This is a genomic window from Streptococcus mitis, from assembly GCF_047459985.1.
GTDB classification, from domain to species: Bacteria; Bacillota; Bacilli; order Lactobacillales; family Streptococcaceae; genus Streptococcus; species Streptococcus mitis_DZ.
In genome coordinates, this window is record NZ_JASHHD010000002.1 from 270,558 (window position 1) to 287,316 (window position 16,759).

The 16,759-nt window shown below is 40.5% G+C and carries 17 protein-coding genes and 1 riboswitch; of the genes, 1 reads left to right on the top strand and 16 read right to left on the bottom strand.

The features are described 5' to 3' along the window. The 16 genes from pnuC to QM959_RS02925 all read right to left on the bottom strand — a co-directional run bounded on the left by pnuC (window position 1) and on the right by QM959_RS02925 (window position 16,063). A complete protein-coding gene (gene pnuC / locus QM959_RS02850) occupies window positions 1-777 on the bottom strand; it encodes a nicotinamide riboside transporter PnuC (RefSeq protein WP_414371344.1) in 777 nt (258 codons plus the stop codon). Window positions 778-786: 9 nt separating this feature from the next. Continuing rightward, window positions 787-1,845, bottom strand: a complete 1,059-nt coding sequence (locus QM959_RS02855) for an AAA family ATPase (protein ID WP_414371346.1) — start codon at window positions 1,843-1,845, stop codon at window positions 787-789. Window positions 1,846-1,992: 147 nt separating this feature from the next. Beyond that, window positions 1,993-4,425, bottom strand: a complete 2,433-nt coding sequence (locus tag QM959_RS02860; RefSeq protein WP_414371347.1) for an ATP-dependent Clp protease ATP-binding subunit — start codon at window positions 4,423-4,425, stop codon at window positions 1,993-1,995. Window position 4,426: 1 nt separating this feature from the next. Next, window positions 4,427-4,885 (bottom strand): CtsR family transcriptional regulator, encoded by a 459-nt coding sequence (locus tag QM959_RS02865; RefSeq protein WP_414371348.1) that lies wholly within the window; start codon window positions 4,883-4,885, stop codon window positions 4,427-4,429. 118 nt (window positions 4,886-5,003) lie between these two features. Then, window positions 5,004-5,732: an ABC transporter ATP-binding protein gene (locus QM959_RS02870; protein ID WP_414371350.1), complete on the bottom strand. Its 729-nt coding sequence runs from the start codon at window positions 5,730-5,732 to the stop codon at window positions 5,004-5,006. Further along, complete coding sequence (locus QM959_RS02875) at window positions 5,732-6,739, bottom strand: ABC transporter substrate-binding protein (RefSeq protein WP_414371352.1); 1,008 nt, start codon at window positions 6,737-6,739, stop codon at window positions 5,732-5,734. Before QM959_RS02875 ends, QM959_RS02870 begins: the two co-directional genes overlap by 1 nt. A gap of 37 nt (window positions 6,740-6,776) precedes the next feature. After that, window positions 6,777-7,535 (bottom strand): ABC transporter permease, encoded by a 759-nt coding sequence (locus QM959_RS02880; protein ID WP_414371354.1) that lies wholly within the window; start codon window positions 7,533-7,535, stop codon window positions 6,777-6,779. Beyond that, window positions 7,498-7,788 (bottom strand): thiamine-binding protein, encoded by a 291-nt coding sequence (locus QM959_RS02885; protein WP_247935168.1) that lies wholly within the window; start codon window positions 7,786-7,788, stop codon window positions 7,498-7,500. The genes QM959_RS02880 and QM959_RS02885 overlap by 38 nt, the downstream gene beginning before the upstream one ends. A gap of 76 nt (window positions 7,789-7,864) precedes the next feature. After that, window positions 7,865-7,967, bottom strand: a riboswitch (TPP riboswitch). Window positions 7,968-8,048: 81 nt separating this feature from the next. Then, the gene (gene cbpD / locus QM959_RS02890) at window positions 8,049-9,167 is read right to left on the bottom strand and encodes a choline binding-anchored murein hydrolase CbpD (RefSeq protein WP_414371356.1); all 1,119 of its coding nucleotides are present in this window, start codon (window positions 9,165-9,167) and stop codon (window positions 8,049-8,051) included. 88 nt (window positions 9,168-9,255) lie between these two features. After that, window positions 9,256-9,522 (bottom strand): Veg family protein, encoded by a 267-nt coding sequence (locus tag QM959_RS02895; RefSeq protein WP_001278169.1) that lies wholly within the window; start codon window positions 9,520-9,522, stop codon window positions 9,256-9,258. A gap of 1 nt (window position 9,523) precedes the next feature. After that, entirely contained in the window at window positions 9,524-10,876 is a 1,353-nt protein-coding gene (dnaB, locus tag QM959_RS02900; RefSeq protein WP_000852490.1) for a replicative DNA helicase, read from the bottom strand. A 43-nt stretch (window positions 10,877-10,919) separates the two neighbouring features. Then, on the bottom strand, window positions 10,920-11,372 hold the full coding sequence (gene rplI, locus QM959_RS02905; protein ID WP_000864214.1) for a 50S ribosomal protein L9: 453 nt from the start codon (window positions 11,370-11,372) through the stop codon (window positions 10,920-10,922). After that, window positions 11,369-13,342: a DHH family phosphoesterase gene (locus QM959_RS02910; protein WP_414371358.1), complete on the bottom strand. Its 1,974-nt coding sequence runs from the start codon at window positions 13,340-13,342 to the stop codon at window positions 11,369-11,371. Before QM959_RS02910 ends, rplI begins: the two co-directional genes overlap by 4 nt. A gap of 135 nt (window positions 13,343-13,477) precedes the next feature. After that, window positions 13,478-14,026: a ribosome hibernation-promoting factor, HPF/YfiA family gene (hpf, locus tag QM959_RS02915; RefSeq protein WP_000599100.1), complete on the bottom strand. Its 549-nt coding sequence runs from the start codon at window positions 14,024-14,026 to the stop codon at window positions 13,478-13,480. Window positions 14,027-14,105: 79 nt separating this feature from the next. After that, complete coding sequence (locus QM959_RS02920; RefSeq protein ID WP_414371359.1) at window positions 14,106-14,768, bottom strand: ComF family protein; 663 nt, start codon at window positions 14,766-14,768, stop codon at window positions 14,106-14,108. After that, window positions 14,765-16,063 (bottom strand): DEAD/DEAH box helicase, encoded by a 1,299-nt coding sequence (locus QM959_RS02925; RefSeq protein WP_414371361.1) that lies wholly within the window; start codon window positions 16,061-16,063, stop codon window positions 14,765-14,767. Before QM959_RS02925 ends, QM959_RS02920 begins: the two co-directional genes overlap by 4 nt. Before the next feature lie 56 nt (window positions 16,064-16,119). Here QM959_RS02925 and QM959_RS02930 point away from each other — a divergent pair, with 56 nt between their 5' ends. Then, window positions 16,120-16,755 (top strand): YigZ family protein, encoded by a 636-nt coding sequence (locus tag QM959_RS02930; protein ID WP_414371363.1) that lies wholly within the window; start codon window positions 16,120-16,122, stop codon window positions 16,753-16,755. Window positions 16,756-16,759 lie beyond the last annotated feature (4 nt).

Sequence of the window (16,759 nt, forward strand, 5' to 3'; positions counted from 1 at the left end):
TTATCCCTCCTTGACAGCCTTAGTCCATTGGTACCAACCGACTAGACTATTGAGGGTGTAGACCCAGTACATACCTTGAATATGGATGTTTTCACCCCACCAGAGATAAATACTAAAGAGATTGGTTGCAATCCAGAAAATCCATTGCTCACGGTAGAGACGTGTCATCAAGAGCTGACCAACACCATTGGTCGCATCCGTTACACTATCACGGAAGGGGCGAGCGCTATGAATGCTTTGGTAAGCTAACCCCATGCCAATCCAGATGAGAGCTGTCAAGGCCAAGTACTTGAGCCAATCAACCAGACCAAGTTTCTTAGCTTCAAAGTGAGACTCCTCTGGTTTTCCTTGGTCATTGATACGATTGGACAACCAAGCATAGAGACCAATAGGCTGCATGACAAAGAAGTAAACAGTCGTCAAAACTTCGCCGTAGAAAGTAGCATTCATAGATAGTACCAAGTAGATTGCAGAGTTAATAGCTCCAAAAAGATAGTTACTAGCTCGACCTTCAGCTACCAAGATAACGCAGACAATCCCTGTCCAAGAGGCCAAGAGGCCAATCCAGTCATGACTTTCCGTGTTTTGTGTAAACTCCAGAATAAGAGGAACACTTGACAAGGCGATGAGATACAACCACTGGAAGAGGCTACGGCCGACAAAGAGATCTTTCCAGAGCAAGTGCATGATTCCTGCAAAACCAATCTTGCGGGCTTCTGCATGGACATTTTTAAAGTTTTCGATAAATTGTGTGATTTTTTTAGTTAGTTTTTTCATATTTTTCTCCTAATCTGCTTGGTAAATGGCATCAATAGCCACTTTTGCTGCTTCATAATTTCCTAGATAATCCTCAGCTAGATAAACTAGTGGAATGTTTGATAAGTAGCGCTCCCTCATCTGATCCAAATGCTGGGAAAAACTGTGACGAATATGGTCCTCCGCCATGGTCATATCTCTAAAGCCGTCATTGACATAGGAGCCGACAGGTTGCACAAAGAGAATCAGGTCCCATTTCTCCTTAGCCAAAATCGAGGCAAAGAGATTATCAAAAGTCTCTCCTGATAAGTCCCCTTGGTCCTCAGTCTCCATATAATAATCATAGTAGCCCTTGGTTACTAAGGAGTTGGTGTCTGCTATCACCAGTCCCCTATTGGCATTGCTATCGATTAACTTAGAGGTCTGATCATACTGCCCCAACAGGAGATAATAGTAATCTTTTGGAGTCAATTCATCGTCGCGGACATTGTTTTTGATCTGGTACTCACGTGCGTATTCAAGACTAACTGGTGCATCGTAATACCTAGCTAAATCCTTGGCCAGAGTGGTCTTCCCATTGCTGGCACTTCCCATAATCAACACTTTTTTAGTAAATTGACGACGGAAGGGCTGAGCGATATATTTCCAATACTTGCTTGGATTTTCTCGAATCATGGTTGCTGAGATTCCAAACTTTCTTTCTTGCAAAACCGTCTTAAAACCACGCTGTTTCAGCTCTTTTTGATAATCCTTCTCTCCCACAAAGAAGATCAGCTCTTGCTGGTTTTGATCGTAGGCAATCTCTTCTAGCATTTTATCTAGCCACTGATCCCAACCCATAGGGTAACGGGGAAGATTGGTTTCATCTAACTTACAAACCGAGGTCAACTCGTCATCACGAAAAGCCTCTCGGATATAGCGAAATCTTTTTTGAAGCGTTAAGCCTACCTGTTCCCCTCTATCTCCCTCATAGCCTGAAACGACAGCCCAGACCTGGTCACACTGCCGCTTCGCTCGCTGGATCAGATCAATATGACCTTGATGAAGCGGAGCAAAGGTCCCAAATACCACTGCTGTTTTCTTTTTCATAAGCGTCTTACCTTTTTATATTTTTTGATATTTATCTTATCTATGTTTTTATTATAAACTATATTTTTGTTTTGTCAATAGTTTTTATTATTTTTTATAAAAAAGTAGCAAAAAAAGAGAATCAAGATTGCTCCTGATTCTCCATTTTTATGCAATATCAAATTTTAACTGACCTGCTTTGACACCAATCTTAAGTGTGCTACCTGCCTCTAATTCTCCCTTGAGAAGAAGTTCTGCTAATTTATCTTCCACTTCTGTTTGTAGAGTTCTACGAAGTGGACGAGCCCCCATCTCTGGATCGTATCCTTGATTTGCCAACAATTTCAGTGCGGAAGCTTGTAATTTCAAGTCAATGCCTTTTTCAGCCAAACTTGCCACTAAAGGTTTAACCATAATCTTCACTACTTCCTGCATATGGTCGCTAGACAGGCTATGGAAGACTACCTTTTCATCAATACGGTTGATAAACTCAGGTCTATAAGCCTTTTTCAGCTCTTCAAACATGCGTTTTTCCATATTTTTCTGGTCAAAACGAATATCCTTAGCCCCAAAACCAACTGTCTTATCATCACGAAGGGCTGTCGCACCAAGGTTTGACGTCATGATGATAATGGTATTTGAAAAGTCGACCTTGCGGCCCTTGCTATCGGTCAAAACACCATCATCCAAGACCTGCAAGAGAACATTAAAGATGTCTGGGTGGGCCTTCTCTACCTCGTCAAAGAGGAGAACAGAATATGGTTTGTTGCGAACTTTCTCGGTCAACTCCCCACCTTCTTCATAACCTACATAGCCCGGAGGAGCTCCATTGAGACGGCTGGCTGCGAATTTCTCCATATACTCACTCATATCAAAGCGGATAAGGGCTGATTCGTCATCAAAGAGAACTTCTGCCAGGGCCTTAGCCAATTCGGTCTTTCCGACACCCGTAGGTCCTAGGAACATAAAGGAACCAATCGGACGTTTGTGACTGCGAATCCCAGACTGGTTGCGGCGAATGGCACGACTAATACTTGAAACAGCTTGATCTTGCCCGATGACACGTTTGTGCAATTCAGCTTCCAAATTCAAGTATTTCTTAGCATCAGTCTGAGTCAGTTTTTGGACTGGGATACCTGACAAACGACTCAAGGTGGTCAAAATATCAGACTCTGTCACCAGGTCTTTATAGACAGGCACTTCCTCTTCTTTTGCGATTAACTGAGTTGCCTGTTTCCACTTGCCATCCATCAAGGCCTTGTCAGCTGGACTCAAACCTGAATCGTCTGCTTTTACATGCTTTGCCTTATTTTGCACTGTTGCTGCCGCCTCATCCAAGAGATCGATAGCAGAGTCTGGCAAATGGCGACTAGTCAAGTAACGATGAGCCATCTTAACCGCTGTTTCAACCGCCTCATCTGTGATTTGCACACGGTGATGTTTCTCATAAGTCGCCTTCAAGCCTTGCAAAATGGTCATGCTGTCTGCCACACTTGGCTCTTCAATCGTCACTTTGGCGAAACGACGAGAAAGGGCAGCATCTTTTTCGATATGTTTTTGATACTCTTCCTGAGTGGTGGCACCAACCGTTCTCAAAGTTCCACGGGCCAAGGCTGGCTTCAAGATATTGGCTGCGTCCAGAGTCGAATCAATTCCACTACCAGAACCCATGATGGTATGGAGTTCATCGATAAAGAGGATGACTTGACCATCTTCTTCAATATCCTTGATGATATTGTTCATGCGCTCTTCAAAGTCACCACGGAAGCGTGTCCCTGCAACGACATTCATCAAATCAAGCTCTAACACGCGCATCTTAGCCATTTCCGCAGGCACGTCACCACTAGCAATACGCTGGGCAAGACCAAGCGCCAGAGCTGTTTTCCCGACACCAGCATCCCCAACCAAGACAGGATTATTCTTGGTCTTCCGACTCAAGATTTGAATCATACGAGAGATTTCCTTGTCCCGACCAATGACTGGCTCTAACTTGCCAGAACGAGCTTGCTCTGTCAAATCATGCGTATAGTCCTCGAGACCACCACTCGGAGTCTGGGGCATGCCCATCATATTAGCCATAGAATTTTGCTTGTCAGCTACTGTACGATGGCGTTGGCGTAAAGCCTTAAGATCTTCACGAGTCCAACCTGCACGTTCTTCTAAATTGCGACGAAGAGCAGCAATCTTGACCTGATCTTTCTTGTCTTCATAAGAAAAACCAGCCCTCTCCAAGATGCGAGTTGCCAAGGCATTGCCATCATGCAAAATCGCATAGAGGACATGCTCTGTCCCTAGCACCTTAGCATGAACCACTGACGCTACATACTCTGCTTCATCAAAAAGAACCTGCAAACGATGAGAAAACGGCAATTCCGTAAAGGTTTCATCCTGGCTATAGTCCGTTTCAGTCAGTTCCAAAGCGACCTCTTCTAAACGGTCCATCTCATATGGATAATCATTTAAAGTCGCCCCAGCCACACTATAACTGTGATTGGACATGGCAATCAACAAGTGCCAAGACTCTAGGTAACGAGCTCCAAAATGGCCAGCAACCATGTAGGCACTTTCGATACATTCATTCAATGCTTTTGAATAGTTCATCTTACTTCCCTTTTCTATCTACCTCTTGTATGACCTGTCGTAGCATATTAGCACGAACAAGTGGAGCTTCTTCTCCTAGAACGCGATCCAAAGCTACTGTCATCAACAAATTCATCTCCTGCTTGGTCATCAATTCCTGCTCAACCAAAAGCTGCAGAAAATCTTCGTAAATTTCTTGACTAATTCGCTCACCAATTGAGTAAAGCAGCTCCCTGAGCATTTCATGATGACTAGAAAACTCAATCCGTCCTATACGAATATAGCCTCCACCACCACGCTTACTTTCAACCAAGTAGCCCCTACTTTCCGTAAAGCGTGTCTTGATTACATAGTTAATCTGACTAGGAACAACCTGAAAGGTATCTGCCAACTGACTCCGTTGCAACTCCACAATTCCAGATTGATCTAAAATCGCCTTGATGTAGGCCTCAATATGATCCGATGTATTTTTAAATCTCATAACAAACCCACCTCTCTCTTTAAACCTTGACTATCTTTGACTATTATACCGAAATTTTCTCATTTTTAAAAGAAAAAGGGCGCTGGTAAAGGATAATCTTCACCAACTCCCTATTTTTCTACTTATCTAAGCCTAATTCTGCTAAGATTTGACGTTTGTAGGCAATCTTTTGAACTTCCTTGTCCTCACTTTCAGACCAATCTAGTTTAATTTCTGAAACAATTTGCCCAGGACGATTTTTCAAGATATAGATGCGGTCGCTGAGATTAAGAGCCTCCTCGATACTATGCGTAATGATGAGCGTCGTCAACTCTAGATGTTTGTGAATATCAAGATACCAAGCATGAAGTTCCATCTTAGTCATCTCATCCAAGGCGCTAAAGGCCTCGTCTAGAAGAAAAAGCTTATGCCCGAAAAGGTAGGTACGGAGTAAAGCAACACGCTGGCGCATCCCACCACTGAGTTCATGAGGATACTTATCCCTTACAGCCGTCAACTGAAAGGTAGCGAGGATTTCATCTGCTTTGGCAATGGCTTCTGCCTTATCCACTTTTTGAATCAAAAGGGGCAGGATAATATTACCAAGAACTGTCTTATGTTCTAGGAGCAAATCCTTTTGGAGCATATAGCTCACGCGCCCCTTGGGATTTTCCTCCCCGTCAAGAATGATTCGGCCAGACTGGACTTCTAAAATCCCTGCAATCAGGTTAAAGAGAGTGGTCTTGCCTACACCACTGGGGCCTAGGATAGAGACCACTTCACCTGAAGTCACTTGCAGATTAATATCCTCTAAAATCTTTTCATTATCGTAGGCATAGCTTACATGTTCTAGTCTAATTTCTGTCATTATTTTACAAATTCGTTAGTGAATCCTTTATCAGTCAAGTCTTCCTTGAGGATACCATTTTCTTTATCCCATTTGTAGAAGGCATTCCAGCGATCAGCATCAAATTGTCCCCATTTTTCCTTGTCACTTGCATATTCTTTTGACAAGTATTTTTGAGATTCGATGACGAAATCACGTTTTTCCTTAAGTTCAGGGGCATTCTTGATGAGGATATCTGCAGCTTCTTCTGGGTGTTCCATAGCGTATTGGTAACCTTTTTTGATAGCTTGGATGACTTTACGAGCTTCTTCTGTGTTGTCTTTCAAGTAGTCGTTGTTGGCAATGATGACTGGTGAGTAGTAGTCAAACTCTTTAACGTAGTCTTTCAAGTACATGAAGTTAGCATCTACGCCTTGAGATTTAGCAAGGATACCGTCCCAACCATAGTAGATCCAAGCAGTGTCAAAGACACCATTGGCAATTGGTGTGATAGAGTTTGAGTCATTGTTTGGTACTTTTTCAACCTTTTCAAAGTCACCACCTTGAGATTCTACCAAGGTTTTCAACATAGCAAGCTCAGTTGGGTCATTCCATGTCCCGTATTTCTTACCAACCAAGTCCTTTGGACTGCTTACATTGTCCGATTTACGTGAGATGATTCCTGATGTATTGTGTTCTACGATAGCTGCAACGGCAGTAATTCCTGCTCCTTTTTCCAATTTTTTAGCCATGTAATCTTGGAAATACACTGCAAATGGAGCCTTACCATTGATAACCAAGTCAGAAGAACTTTCTTCTGGTGGCAATTTCAAATCAACATCCACTCCAGCTTCTTTGAAGTAACCTTTTTCCTTGGCTACATAAAGACCTGTATGGTTGGTATTTGGTGTCCAGTCTAGAATAAAGTCAATTTTTTTGAGTTCTGCCTCTTTGTTTTCCTTAGAAGCAGTTCCTTGACCACAGGCCACAAGCACAACAGCTACAAGAGCTGTCACAAGCGTTAAAAACACTTTCCATGTTTTCTTCATTTTGATTTCCTCTTTTCTTTTTCTAAAACGCTCTATTTTAAGTACGTTTCCATTTAATCACATATTTTTCACTAATATCAACCAATTTCATACCCAGAAGGCTGATCAGCGATACCAGAATAATAATCGCGAACATAGTGTCATACTGAAACAGTTTTTTGGACTGAATCATGTAAACACCAAGTCCTTCAAAACCTCCCAACCACTCAGATACCACTGTTGTGATAAAGGCATAGGAGACACTGACCCTCAGACCTGCATAAAAGTAGGGCAGGCTGACAGGGATTTTAAAATGCCAGAGAATTTGCCAAGGATTGGCTCGCATCAAACTAAACAAGGTCAGCATATCCTTGTCACAATGCCTAAAACCATCTAAAATACTTACGATAATAGGGAAGGTTGTCGTCAAGATGATCAAGACAATCTTGGGCAAGATTCCATAACCCAACCATAAAACCAGGATAGGGGCTATGGCAATTGTCGGTATGGTCTGGACAACTACCATCATGGGGTAAATCAAGTCATTGAGCCAACTCAGACTATCCATAAGGACGGCCATGATACAGGCTATCAAGACACCCAACACCAAACCTAATAAGGCTACTCTCAAGGTTGCCCAACTATGGTACCAGAGAAATTCTCTGTCACGAACAAAAGACTGAAGGATTTCAAGTGGTGTCGGCAAGATAAACTTTGGTAAGAGTTTTAACAAACCCGCTACCTGCCAAAGAGATAAGACACCCAAAAATCCTAGCAGACTAATATGTCGTCTCATTATATTTTTCAAGTTTCTCATCAATGCTTAAAATCTCTCCTACATTTATTTTCACATTGGCAAAAACATTGTCTGCTTCTTGCCCCGCCACTTCTAACGCTTCTTTGAGAATTCGCATAAGCTCATCAAATTCTCCCTCTAAAACTGTTTCAAAGGGTGTCACCACCATGGTCACTCCTTGGGTTTGCAGATAGGCAATAACCTTATCGATAAGAGCTACGCGGTCAATCCCTTGTGACAGGGGCAGGACTTGTAAAGCAATGCTTGCTTTCATTAAAACCTCCTTCTAAGTTACAGTTTTTCTTTGTAAAAAAAAGAAAAACCTCTTTCATATATGAAAAAGGTGCAGAATTCGGCTAAGTATCGTTCCCTACGCTGGCATTACCCAGATCAGGTGCGGTCGAAGCTTAACGCTTCCTCTCAGACTGTACACAGACTCCCATATATTATATGGAAATATGATAGCGCAAAACAAAAAAAATGTCAAGGAAACTGCTTACAGAAAAGAGCAGGAAATTTTCCTACTCCAATTTTCTATACTCGTTCTCCATCACTATTTACTCTGTAGCCATCCACCGTCGTATTAACAGCTAAGGCGCCCGAAGAGTAAGAATAATACCACTTACCAGAGACTTGATACCATCCCGTTTTCATTGCCCCCGAACTATCCAGATAATACCAAACCCCATTTTCCTTTAACCATCCTGTCTGCATTTCACCTGATGATTTCAAATAATACCAACTAGAACCATCCTTCAACCAACCTGTTGATTTAGACCCATTTGATTTGAAATGATACCAACTACCATTTATTTTCTTCCAACCAACAGTCAATCCATTATTTGAGCTATAATTAGAGCTATTTCCTGATTGATTCTGATAATTCTGTGAAGAAGTCACTTCCTCTAGCTGGATATAACGACGACTTCCGTTATAAGCCGTATAACTCAACCACTTGTATCCGTCTTTTTCGAGAATCTGATCATAATGAACATTCTCCCCAGGATAATAGTAATCAATCGCAGTTGCGCTAGCTAGAGGCTGATTTTTGATAGCTGACCTAGCCTTGAAAAAATGTGTTCCTCCTGTTGAAGTTGAGGATTGACTATTCCCTGCACTACCTCCAACTAAATCTTTAAAATGAATAAATCCAGTCATGGTATTGGCCTTCACGACGCGCTTATTGTATGATTCCCTGATTCCATAGTTGTATTCTTCAATCTCAATCTCATCTCCCACTACATTTGACACCCATGCAACATGACCATAAGTTCCTGCAGTAGACCAAGCAATGGAGCCAATCGTTGGTGTATTATCTACACGGTACCCTTCACGACGAGCACGATAGCCCCATTCATTCGCATTTCCATAAGCCGCCGGAATCTCAAAACCATTGACATTACTCAAACGAAAGGCTGCAAAAGAAGTACACTGACGAGAATACATGCGCCACTTGTCAATCTCCTGGCTTCCATTTTTATAATAAGCAGGATAATCATCTCCACGCGCAATCGATCCATTTCCTCCAGAATAGGCATAGACACTATCACCTGCTGCTAGCATCAATCCTACTACTAAAAAAGGAACAACCTTTTTAACTGATTTTCTAAAAGAAAACCCTGTCTCTGTTACTTTAAATGGTGAAATTTTCATTCTTCCTCCTTGAAAAATAATATAAGTTGAAGATTACCTTCACTTAAACTATTCGGAGAAAAAAGAAAAAGTGAGAAAATTTCTCACTTTAGTCCAGATAATGAATCAAATTCTTTTCTGTAAGGATATCTGAGTAAGTAAAGGATTCAACATAAACATTAGCTTGTTTATCTCCTTCAACGTTCCCAAATTCAACGATAAACAGGGATGGATAAACCTCAATTAACTTACCCAATCTATTTTTTTGGCGCTTACGACCATTCTCCAAAGTCATTTCTACGACTTGTCCCTCATGTGCCTTGATTTCTTCTTTGATTTTTTTCATCTTGGCTACATCTGTAAATGCATCTGACATCTTATGCCTCCCTCTTTGAGATACTTGAAAATTTATTGTATTCTTTTTGGAAAATCAATTCCACCGTTCCACGAGCTCCACTACGGTTTTTCTCGATAATAACCTCTACCTTATTATTTGGTATACCTTCCTCTTCTTCACCACCACGCTCATAGTAGTCGTCGCGATAAAGAAAGGCTACGATATCAGCGTCCTGCTCAATAGACCCAGATTCACGAATATCAGACAAGACTGGTCTCTTATCCTGACGTTGTTCTACACCACGAGAAAGCTGACTTAGAGCGATTACTGGAACTTTCAGTTCTTTGGCTAGGATTTTTAACTGACGAGAAATTTCAGAAACCTCTTGTTGTCGATTTTCTCGACCAGTTCCCGTGATAAGCTGCAAATAGTCAATCAAAATCAAACCAAGATTTCCAGTTTCTTGGGCCAGTTTGCGTGAACGCGAACGAATTTCCGTGATCCGAATTCCTGGAGTATCATCGATATAGATACTCGCGTTGGCTAGGTTCCCTTGAGCAATGGTATATTTTTGCCATTCCTCATCGGTCAATTGACCTGTACGGATAGAATGGGATTCCACCAAACCTTCTGCCGCAAGCATACGATCCACTAGACTTTCCGCACCCATTTCGAGCGAAAAGATAGCAACCGTTTTATCCAACTTAGTCCCAATATTCTGAGCAATATTCAAGGCAAAGGCTGTCTTACCAACCGCCGGACGAGCTGCTAAGATAATCAACTCCTCCTCATGCAAGCCAGTCGTCATATGATCTAAATCACGATAGCCTGTCGCAATACCTGTAATATCGGTCGTTTGTTGAGAGCGAGCTTCCAGATTTCCAAAGTTGACATTCAACACATCTCGAATGTTCTTAAATCCACTTCGATTGGCATTTTCGCTGACATCAATCAACCCTTTTTCTGCCTGAGCAATGATTTCATCAGCTGGCTGCGAAGCCTCGTAAGCTTGATTGACAGACTCTGTCAACTTGGCGATTAATCGCCGTAGCATAGCCTTTTCTGCAACAATTTTAGCATAATACTCCGCATTAGCAGAAGTTGGCACAGAATTGACAATCTCAACCAAGTAAGACAGGCCACCAATATTCTGTAAGTCACCTTGATTATCAAGAATGGTACGAACCGTTGTTGCATCTATAGCATCGCCACGGTCGGATAAATCAACCATGGCTTGGAAAATCAAACGATGGGCATACTTAAAAAAGTCCCGAGACTCAATATATTCTCTCACAAAAACAAGCTTACTCTCATCAATAAAGATAGCCCCTAAAACGGATTGCTCAGCTAAGATATCTTGAGGTTGTACCCGTAACTCTTCTACTTCTGCCATCAGACTTCCCTTCCTTTTACAATCTTGTCAAGAAGGTGTAAACTTATCCTTCTTTCACACGAAGATTGATTACACTTGTGATATCTTGATAGATTTTCACTGGTACATCAATCAAACCAACTGCTCGAATCGGAGCTTGTACTTGAATATGACGTTTATCAATCTTAATTCCAAATTGCTTTTGCAATTCCTCTGCAATCTTCTTATTGGTAATAGAACCAAAAGTACGGCCATCTGGACCAACCTTTTCAACAAATTCTACAACAGTTTCTTCTGCTTCAAGTTGGGCTTTAATTGCTTTTGCTTCTGCAATCATCTCAGCGTGAGCTTTCTCTTCAGATTTTTGTTTACCACGAAGTTCACCTACAGCTTGAGCAGTCGCTTCTTTGGCTAGATTCTTTTTGATAAGAAAGTTTTGCGCATAGCCTGTCGGTACTTCCTTAATTTCGCCTTTTTTACCTTTTCCTTTAACATCTGCTAAAAAGATTACTTTCATTCTTCTTTCTCCTTTTCCTTTATTTCATTTAATACAATTTCTGTCAGTTTTTCACCTGCTTCTGACAAGGTTAAATCCCTAATTTGAGCTGCTGCCAAATTAAAGTGGCCTCCACCTCCCAGCTCTTCCATGATCCGTTGTACATTCAGTTTACTACGACTGCGAGCTGAGATAGAGATAAATCCTTGTGTATTCTTGGCAAGAACAAAACTCGCTTCAATACCTGACATAGCTAACATGGCATCTGCTGCCTTACTAATAACAACTGTATCATAGCATTTCGAGTCCTTAGCCTCTGCTATTAATACATCAGAACCTAATTTACGCCCCTGTAAAATAAGTTCATTGACCTCACGATATTCTTCAAAATCTGTCGCAGCAATTTCCTGGATAGCAATACTATCACTTCCGCGCGTTCTGAGATAGCTAGCAACATCAAATGTCCGACTAGTCACTCGTGAGGTGAAATTTTTAGTATCCAACATCATACCAGCCATCAAGACACTGGCTTGCATACGACTCAAACGATTTTTCTTAGAATTTTGGAACTGGATCAATTCCGTTACCAACTCGCTGGCACTACTTGCACCACTTTCGATATAAGTAATAACTGCATTGTCTGGAAAATCCTGATCCCGTCTGTGGTGGTCAATGACAATGGTTTGAGTAAACAAATCATAAAAATCTTTTGATAGAGTTAGAACTGTCTTTGAATGGTCTACAAGAATCAACAAAGAACGATTGGTCACCATTCCCATTGCATCCTTAACAGATAACAACTTCGTAACTCCCTCTTTTTCTAAGAATGAAACAGCTCGTTCAATATCTGGTGACATTTGATCCTCATCATAAAGAGCATAGCTATTTTCAGTCACATTGCTGGAAAATAACTGCATACCTACAGCAGAACCCAAAGCATCCATATCTAGATTTTTGTGACCAACTACAAAAACCTGATCCACACTCCGAATCTTATCTGAAATAGCCGTCATCATAGCGCGCGTACGGGTACGGGTACGCTTGGTTGAGGCAGCAGACCCACCACCAAAATAAACAGGATTTTTCGTTTCGTCGTTTTCCTTGACAACCACCTGGTCGCCACCACGCACCTCAGCCAAGTTCAAGTTGAGCAAAGCAACTTTCCCTATCTCATCATGATTTCCATCACCATAAGAAAATCCCATACTTAAGGTCAAGGGCAACTGTCTCTGTTTCGCCTCTTCTCTGAAAGCATCAATAACAGAAAATTTATCATTCATCAATTCCTCAAGTACCGTATAGTCCGTAAATAGATAAAAACGGTCCATACTCACTCGACGGGAGAACATGGCATGCTTCCCTGCAAATTCTGAAACAAAATTGGCTACAAAACTGTTAATATGACTGATATCAGACTCTGATGTTTTATCTTCTAAATCATCGTAGTTATCAACAGAAACAATCCCAATAACAGGTCGACTCGTTACTAACTCAACAGTCGCTTCGTATTCTCCAGACACATCAAAGAAGTAAAGAACTCCAGATCCCTTGTCCATATGAACCGAATAACGGGTCTCACCCAAGGTAGCATAAGAACCTGGATTTCCAACAGATGCCTTGATAATAGTCTGAATTAAGGCTACATCAATCTCGCCCACTTCATTAGTCAAAATCAATTCAGCATAAGGATTAAACCATTTAACTTCACCTGACGACAAGTCTAATTTAATGACTCCGACAGGCATCTGTTCTAACAAGGTCGTCAAACTTTCTTCAGCTTGGTGGTTTACATACTGGATTTGTTCTACTTCACTCCTTGAATAATAGTCTCTCTGATGGATGAATAATAAACTATATGAACCCAAAATAAGTAGCAAAAGAAATAGCGTTACCAGTGTATTCGTTACAAAAACAAGTTGCACAGATAGCACTCCGAACGCCACTATTCCTAATATTAAGGGGAAAATAGGACTTACATAAAATTTTTTCATTCCAAACCTCTTGGCATCCATTATACCATAATAACCACCAAAAAGCGACTTTTTAAAAGTGTAATCAGTAATTCTATCAATTATAAGAAAAAGGAGGTTTACAACTCAGTAAACCTACCTTTACACGTATTCTAATTAAGATTCTTTAACTTCTAACAAACCAATTTCGCCATCTTCACGACGATAAATCACATTAGTTGTTTGATCTTCAACATCCACATAGATAAAGAAATCATGTCCCAATAAATCCATCTGTAGAATAGCTTCTTCCAAATCCATTGGTTTTAAATCAATTTGTTTTGAACGAACAACTCTCGACTGGACAACATTTGGATCTTCCACCAAAGCATCTGTAAATAATTGACTAGTTGCTACCTTATTTTTATTTTTACGCTCGATTTTTGTTTTATTTTTACGAATCTGACGTTCAATTTTATCAGTTACAAGATCAATTGAACCATACATATCTTGAGACACATCTTCTGCACGAAGAGTAATAGAGCCAAGCGGAATCGTTACTTCTACTTTAGCAGTTTTTTCACGATACACCTTCAAGTTAACTCGAGCATCCAACTCTTGCTCAGCTTGAAAATACTTTTCGATCTTTTCGAGTTTAGAAACTACATAATCACGAATTGCTTCTGTTACTTCTAGGTTTTCACCACGGATACTATATTTAATCATATGAGTACCTTCTTTCTAAACATTTTTGTTTTTCTAATTTCATTATAACGCTTTCATTTTATTTTTGCAAATTTTTTCCTCATCTTACAAGGGAAAATGTTTTTACATCCTCAGCACCAGCCTCTTCCAACAGTTTCTTCACACGATTTATAGTTGTTCCAGTAGTATAAATGTCATCTATAAGTAGAATTTTTTTAGGAATAGTGACTCCACTTTTAATAAAGAAAGGAAGTTCTGTCCCTAAGCGCTCTGAGCGATTTTTAGAAGAACTGGCTCGCTCTTCTCTCTTATCTAATAAATCCAAACACGCAAAGCCTGTCGCCTGTACCAAGCCTTCAACCTGATTAAATCCTCTGTCAAGTAATCTTTCAGGACTTAGGGGAATGACTACAAATTGATACTCTTTGTACTTTTTCAACTCCTCACTTAAAACTGAAGCGAACACTTTTCTTAAAAGGAAGTCCCCATCAAACTTATACCGACTGAAAAAATCCTTCATAGCTTGATTGTAAGTAAAAATCGCTCTATGACTAACCTCAACTCCTTCTTTACACCAAAATTGACAATCTTGACACTTTGTTGACAAACCTATTTTCATACAGTTTGGACAGTGCTCTTCTCTAATTCTTTCAAAAGTAAAATCACAGTCTGAACAAAGATATGAGTCATCAATCCTCAGCAGTAAGAGACTACTAAAAGTTAAAACAATCTTTATAGTCTGCCCACATAACAAACACTTCATAAACCTGCCTCCTTATTCATCTGCTGAATTTCCTTAATTGCCTTCTTGATTGAAGCATTTAACCCATCATGGAAGAAAAGCAAATCTCCTGTCGGTCTATCCATGCTTCGTCCAACTCGTCCACCAATCTGAATCAAGCTAGACTTAGTAAACAGACGATGATTGGCCTCTACTACAAAAACATCCACACAAGGGAAGGTAACTCCACGCTCCAATATCGTCGTACTGATAAGTATTGTCAGTTCTCTATCTCGAAAAGCTTGTACCTGCTCTAATCGATTTTCTGTGATAGAAGATACAAAGCCAATTTTCTCATTTGGAAATTGCTCCTGTAAGATTTCTTTTAACTGCTCCCCTTTCTTAATCTCTGAAGCAAAAATGAGTAACGGATAACCTGTCTTTCTCTGCATCTCAATATAAGACTTTAACTTTGGTGACAAACACTTCTTATCTAAATAGCGATTAAAATCCGACAACCAAACAGGTTTAGGAATAATCAAAGGATTTCCATGAAATCGTCTTGGCAAACTCAATCGTTTTAATTCTCCTAAACGAACCTTCCTGTCTAACTCATCGGTAGAAGTCGCTGTTAAAAAGATTCTCAGCCCATTCTCCTTTACACTATTCTTGACAGCGTAGTAAAGCGTGGGATTATCAACATAAGGAAAAGCATCTACTTCATCCACTATCAGCAAATCAAAAGCTTGATAAAACTTCAATAACTGATGGGTCGTCGCAACAACTAGTGGTGTTCTAAAATAAGGTTCCGATTCTCCATGTAGGAGGGCTACCTCACAAGAAAAATCATTTTGCAGGCGCTTGTACAGCTCCAAACAAACATCTATGCGAGGACTAGCCAAACATACTGCACCACCCGCATTGATCACTTTAGCCACTACTTGATAAATCATTTCTGTCTTTCCAGCTCCTGTCACCGCATGTACCAGTGTTGGCTCTTGCTTATCTACTGCTTGAAGCAGTCCCTCTGACACCTTCTCTTGAAAAGGAGTTAATTGACCACTCCATTTAAGAACATCTTGCTTCGGAAAATCCTCCTGCGGAAAATAGTATAAAACTTGGTCACTCCTGACTCTCTTCATAACTAAGCACTCTCGACAATAGTAAGCACCGATGGGCAAATACCATTCCTCCAGAATAGCACTATTACAACGTTGACAAAAAAGTTTCCCCTTCTCCTTTCTCATTGCTGGAAGCTTCTTCGCTAACTGACGTTCCTCTTCTGTTAATTCATTCTCAGTAAACAATCGACCGAGATAATTTGGATTTACTTTCATACTTCTTTATTCGTAAAAACCTAGCACTTTAGATGATTTTTTAGTACAATTAAATCATGGAATTTAGAACAATTAAAGAGGACGGTCAAGTCCAAGAAGAAATCAAAAAATCACGCTTTATCTGTCATGTCAAGCGTGTTTATAGTGAAGAAGAGGCTCGTGACTTTATTACTGCCATCAAAAAAGAACACTACAAAGCTACGCATAATTGCTCTGCCTTCATTATTGGAGAACGTAGTGAAATCAAACGTACAAGTGATGATGGTGAACCCAGTGGTACTGCTGGAGTTCCCATGCTTGGGGTACTAGAAAATCACAATCTTACTAATGTCTGTGTGGTAGTAACGCGCTACTTTGGTGGTGTTAAACTAGGTGCTGGAGGACTAATTCGTGCTTACGCCGGCAGTGTGGCCTTAGCTGTCAAGGAAATTGGCATCATTGAAATAAAGGAACAAGCTGGTATTGCTATTCAAATGTCTTATGCTCAGTACCAAGAGTACAGTAACTTCCTTAAAGAATATGATCTCATGGAGCTTGAGACAAACTTTACAGATCAAGTCGATACGATGATTTATGTTGATAAAGAAGAAAAAGAAAATATTAAAGCTGCACTTGTGGAGTTTTTTAATGGGAAAGTCACTTTAACTGATCAAGGTTTACGTGAAGTTGAAGTTCCTGTAAACTTAGTGTAAACAA

Excerpts from the sequence above, each read along its gene's own strand:
- rplI (WP_000864214.1), bottom strand. The coding sequence starts at position 11,372 with ATGAAAGTAATCTTTTTAGCAGATGTTAAAGGAAAAGGTAAAAAAGGC.
- QM959_RS02895 (WP_001278169.1), bottom strand. The coding sequence starts at position 9,522 with ATGTCAGATGCATTTACAGATGTAGCCAAGATGAAAAAAATCAAAGAA.
- cbpD (WP_414371356.1), bottom strand. The coding sequence starts at position 9,167 with ATGAAAATTTCACCATTTAAAGTAACAGAGACAGGGTTTTCTTTTAGA.
- QM959_RS02880 (WP_414371354.1), bottom strand. The coding sequence starts at position 7,535 with ATGAGAAACTTGAAAAATATAATGAGACGACATATTAGTCTGCTAGGA.
- QM959_RS02870 (WP_414371350.1), bottom strand. The coding sequence starts at position 5,732 with ATGACAGAAATTAGACTAGAACATGTAAGCTATGCCTACGATAATGAA.
- QM959_RS02925 (WP_414371361.1), bottom strand. The coding sequence starts at position 16,063 with ATGAAAGTAAATCCAAATTATCTCGGTCGATTGTTTACTGAGAATGAA.
- QM959_RS02855 (WP_414371346.1), bottom strand. The coding sequence starts at position 1,845 with ATGAAAAAGAAAACAGCAGTGGTATTTGGGACCTTTGCTCCGCTTCAT.
- QM959_RS02860 (WP_414371347.1), bottom strand. The coding sequence starts at position 4,425 with ATGAACTATTCAAAAGCATTGAATGAATGTATCGAAAGTGCCTACATG.
- dnaB (WP_000852490.1), bottom strand. The coding sequence starts at position 10,876 with ATGGCAGAAGTAGAAGAGTTACGGGTACAACCTCAAGATATCTTAGCT.
- QM959_RS02910 (WP_414371358.1), bottom strand. The coding sequence starts at position 13,342 with ATGAAAAAATTTTATGTAAGTCCTATTTTCCCCTTAATATTAGGAATA.
- hpf (WP_000599100.1), bottom strand. The coding sequence starts at position 14,026 with ATGATTAAATATAGTATCCGTGGTGAAAACCTAGAAGTAACAGAAGCA.
- QM959_RS02920 (WP_414371359.1), bottom strand. The coding sequence starts at position 14,768 with ATGAAGTGTTTGTTATGTGGGCAGACTATAAAGATTGTTTTAACTTTT.
- QM959_RS02875 (WP_414371352.1), bottom strand. The coding sequence starts at position 6,739 with ATGAAGAAAACATGGAAAGTGTTTTTAACGCTTGTGACAGCTCTTGTA.
- QM959_RS02930 (WP_414371363.1), top strand. The coding sequence starts at position 16,120 with ATGGAATTTAGAACAATTAAAGAGGACGGTCAAGTCCAAGAAGAAATC.
- QM959_RS02885 (WP_247935168.1), bottom strand. The coding sequence starts at position 7,788 with ATGAAAGCAAGCATTGCTTTACAAGTCCTGCCCCTGTCACAAGGGATT.
- QM959_RS02865 (WP_414371348.1), bottom strand. The coding sequence starts at position 4,885 with ATGAGATTTAAAAATACATCGGATCATATTGAGGCCTACATCAAGGCG.
- pnuC (WP_414371344.1), bottom strand. The coding sequence starts at position 777 with ATGAAAAAACTAACTAAAAAAATCACACAATTTATCGAAAACTTTAAA.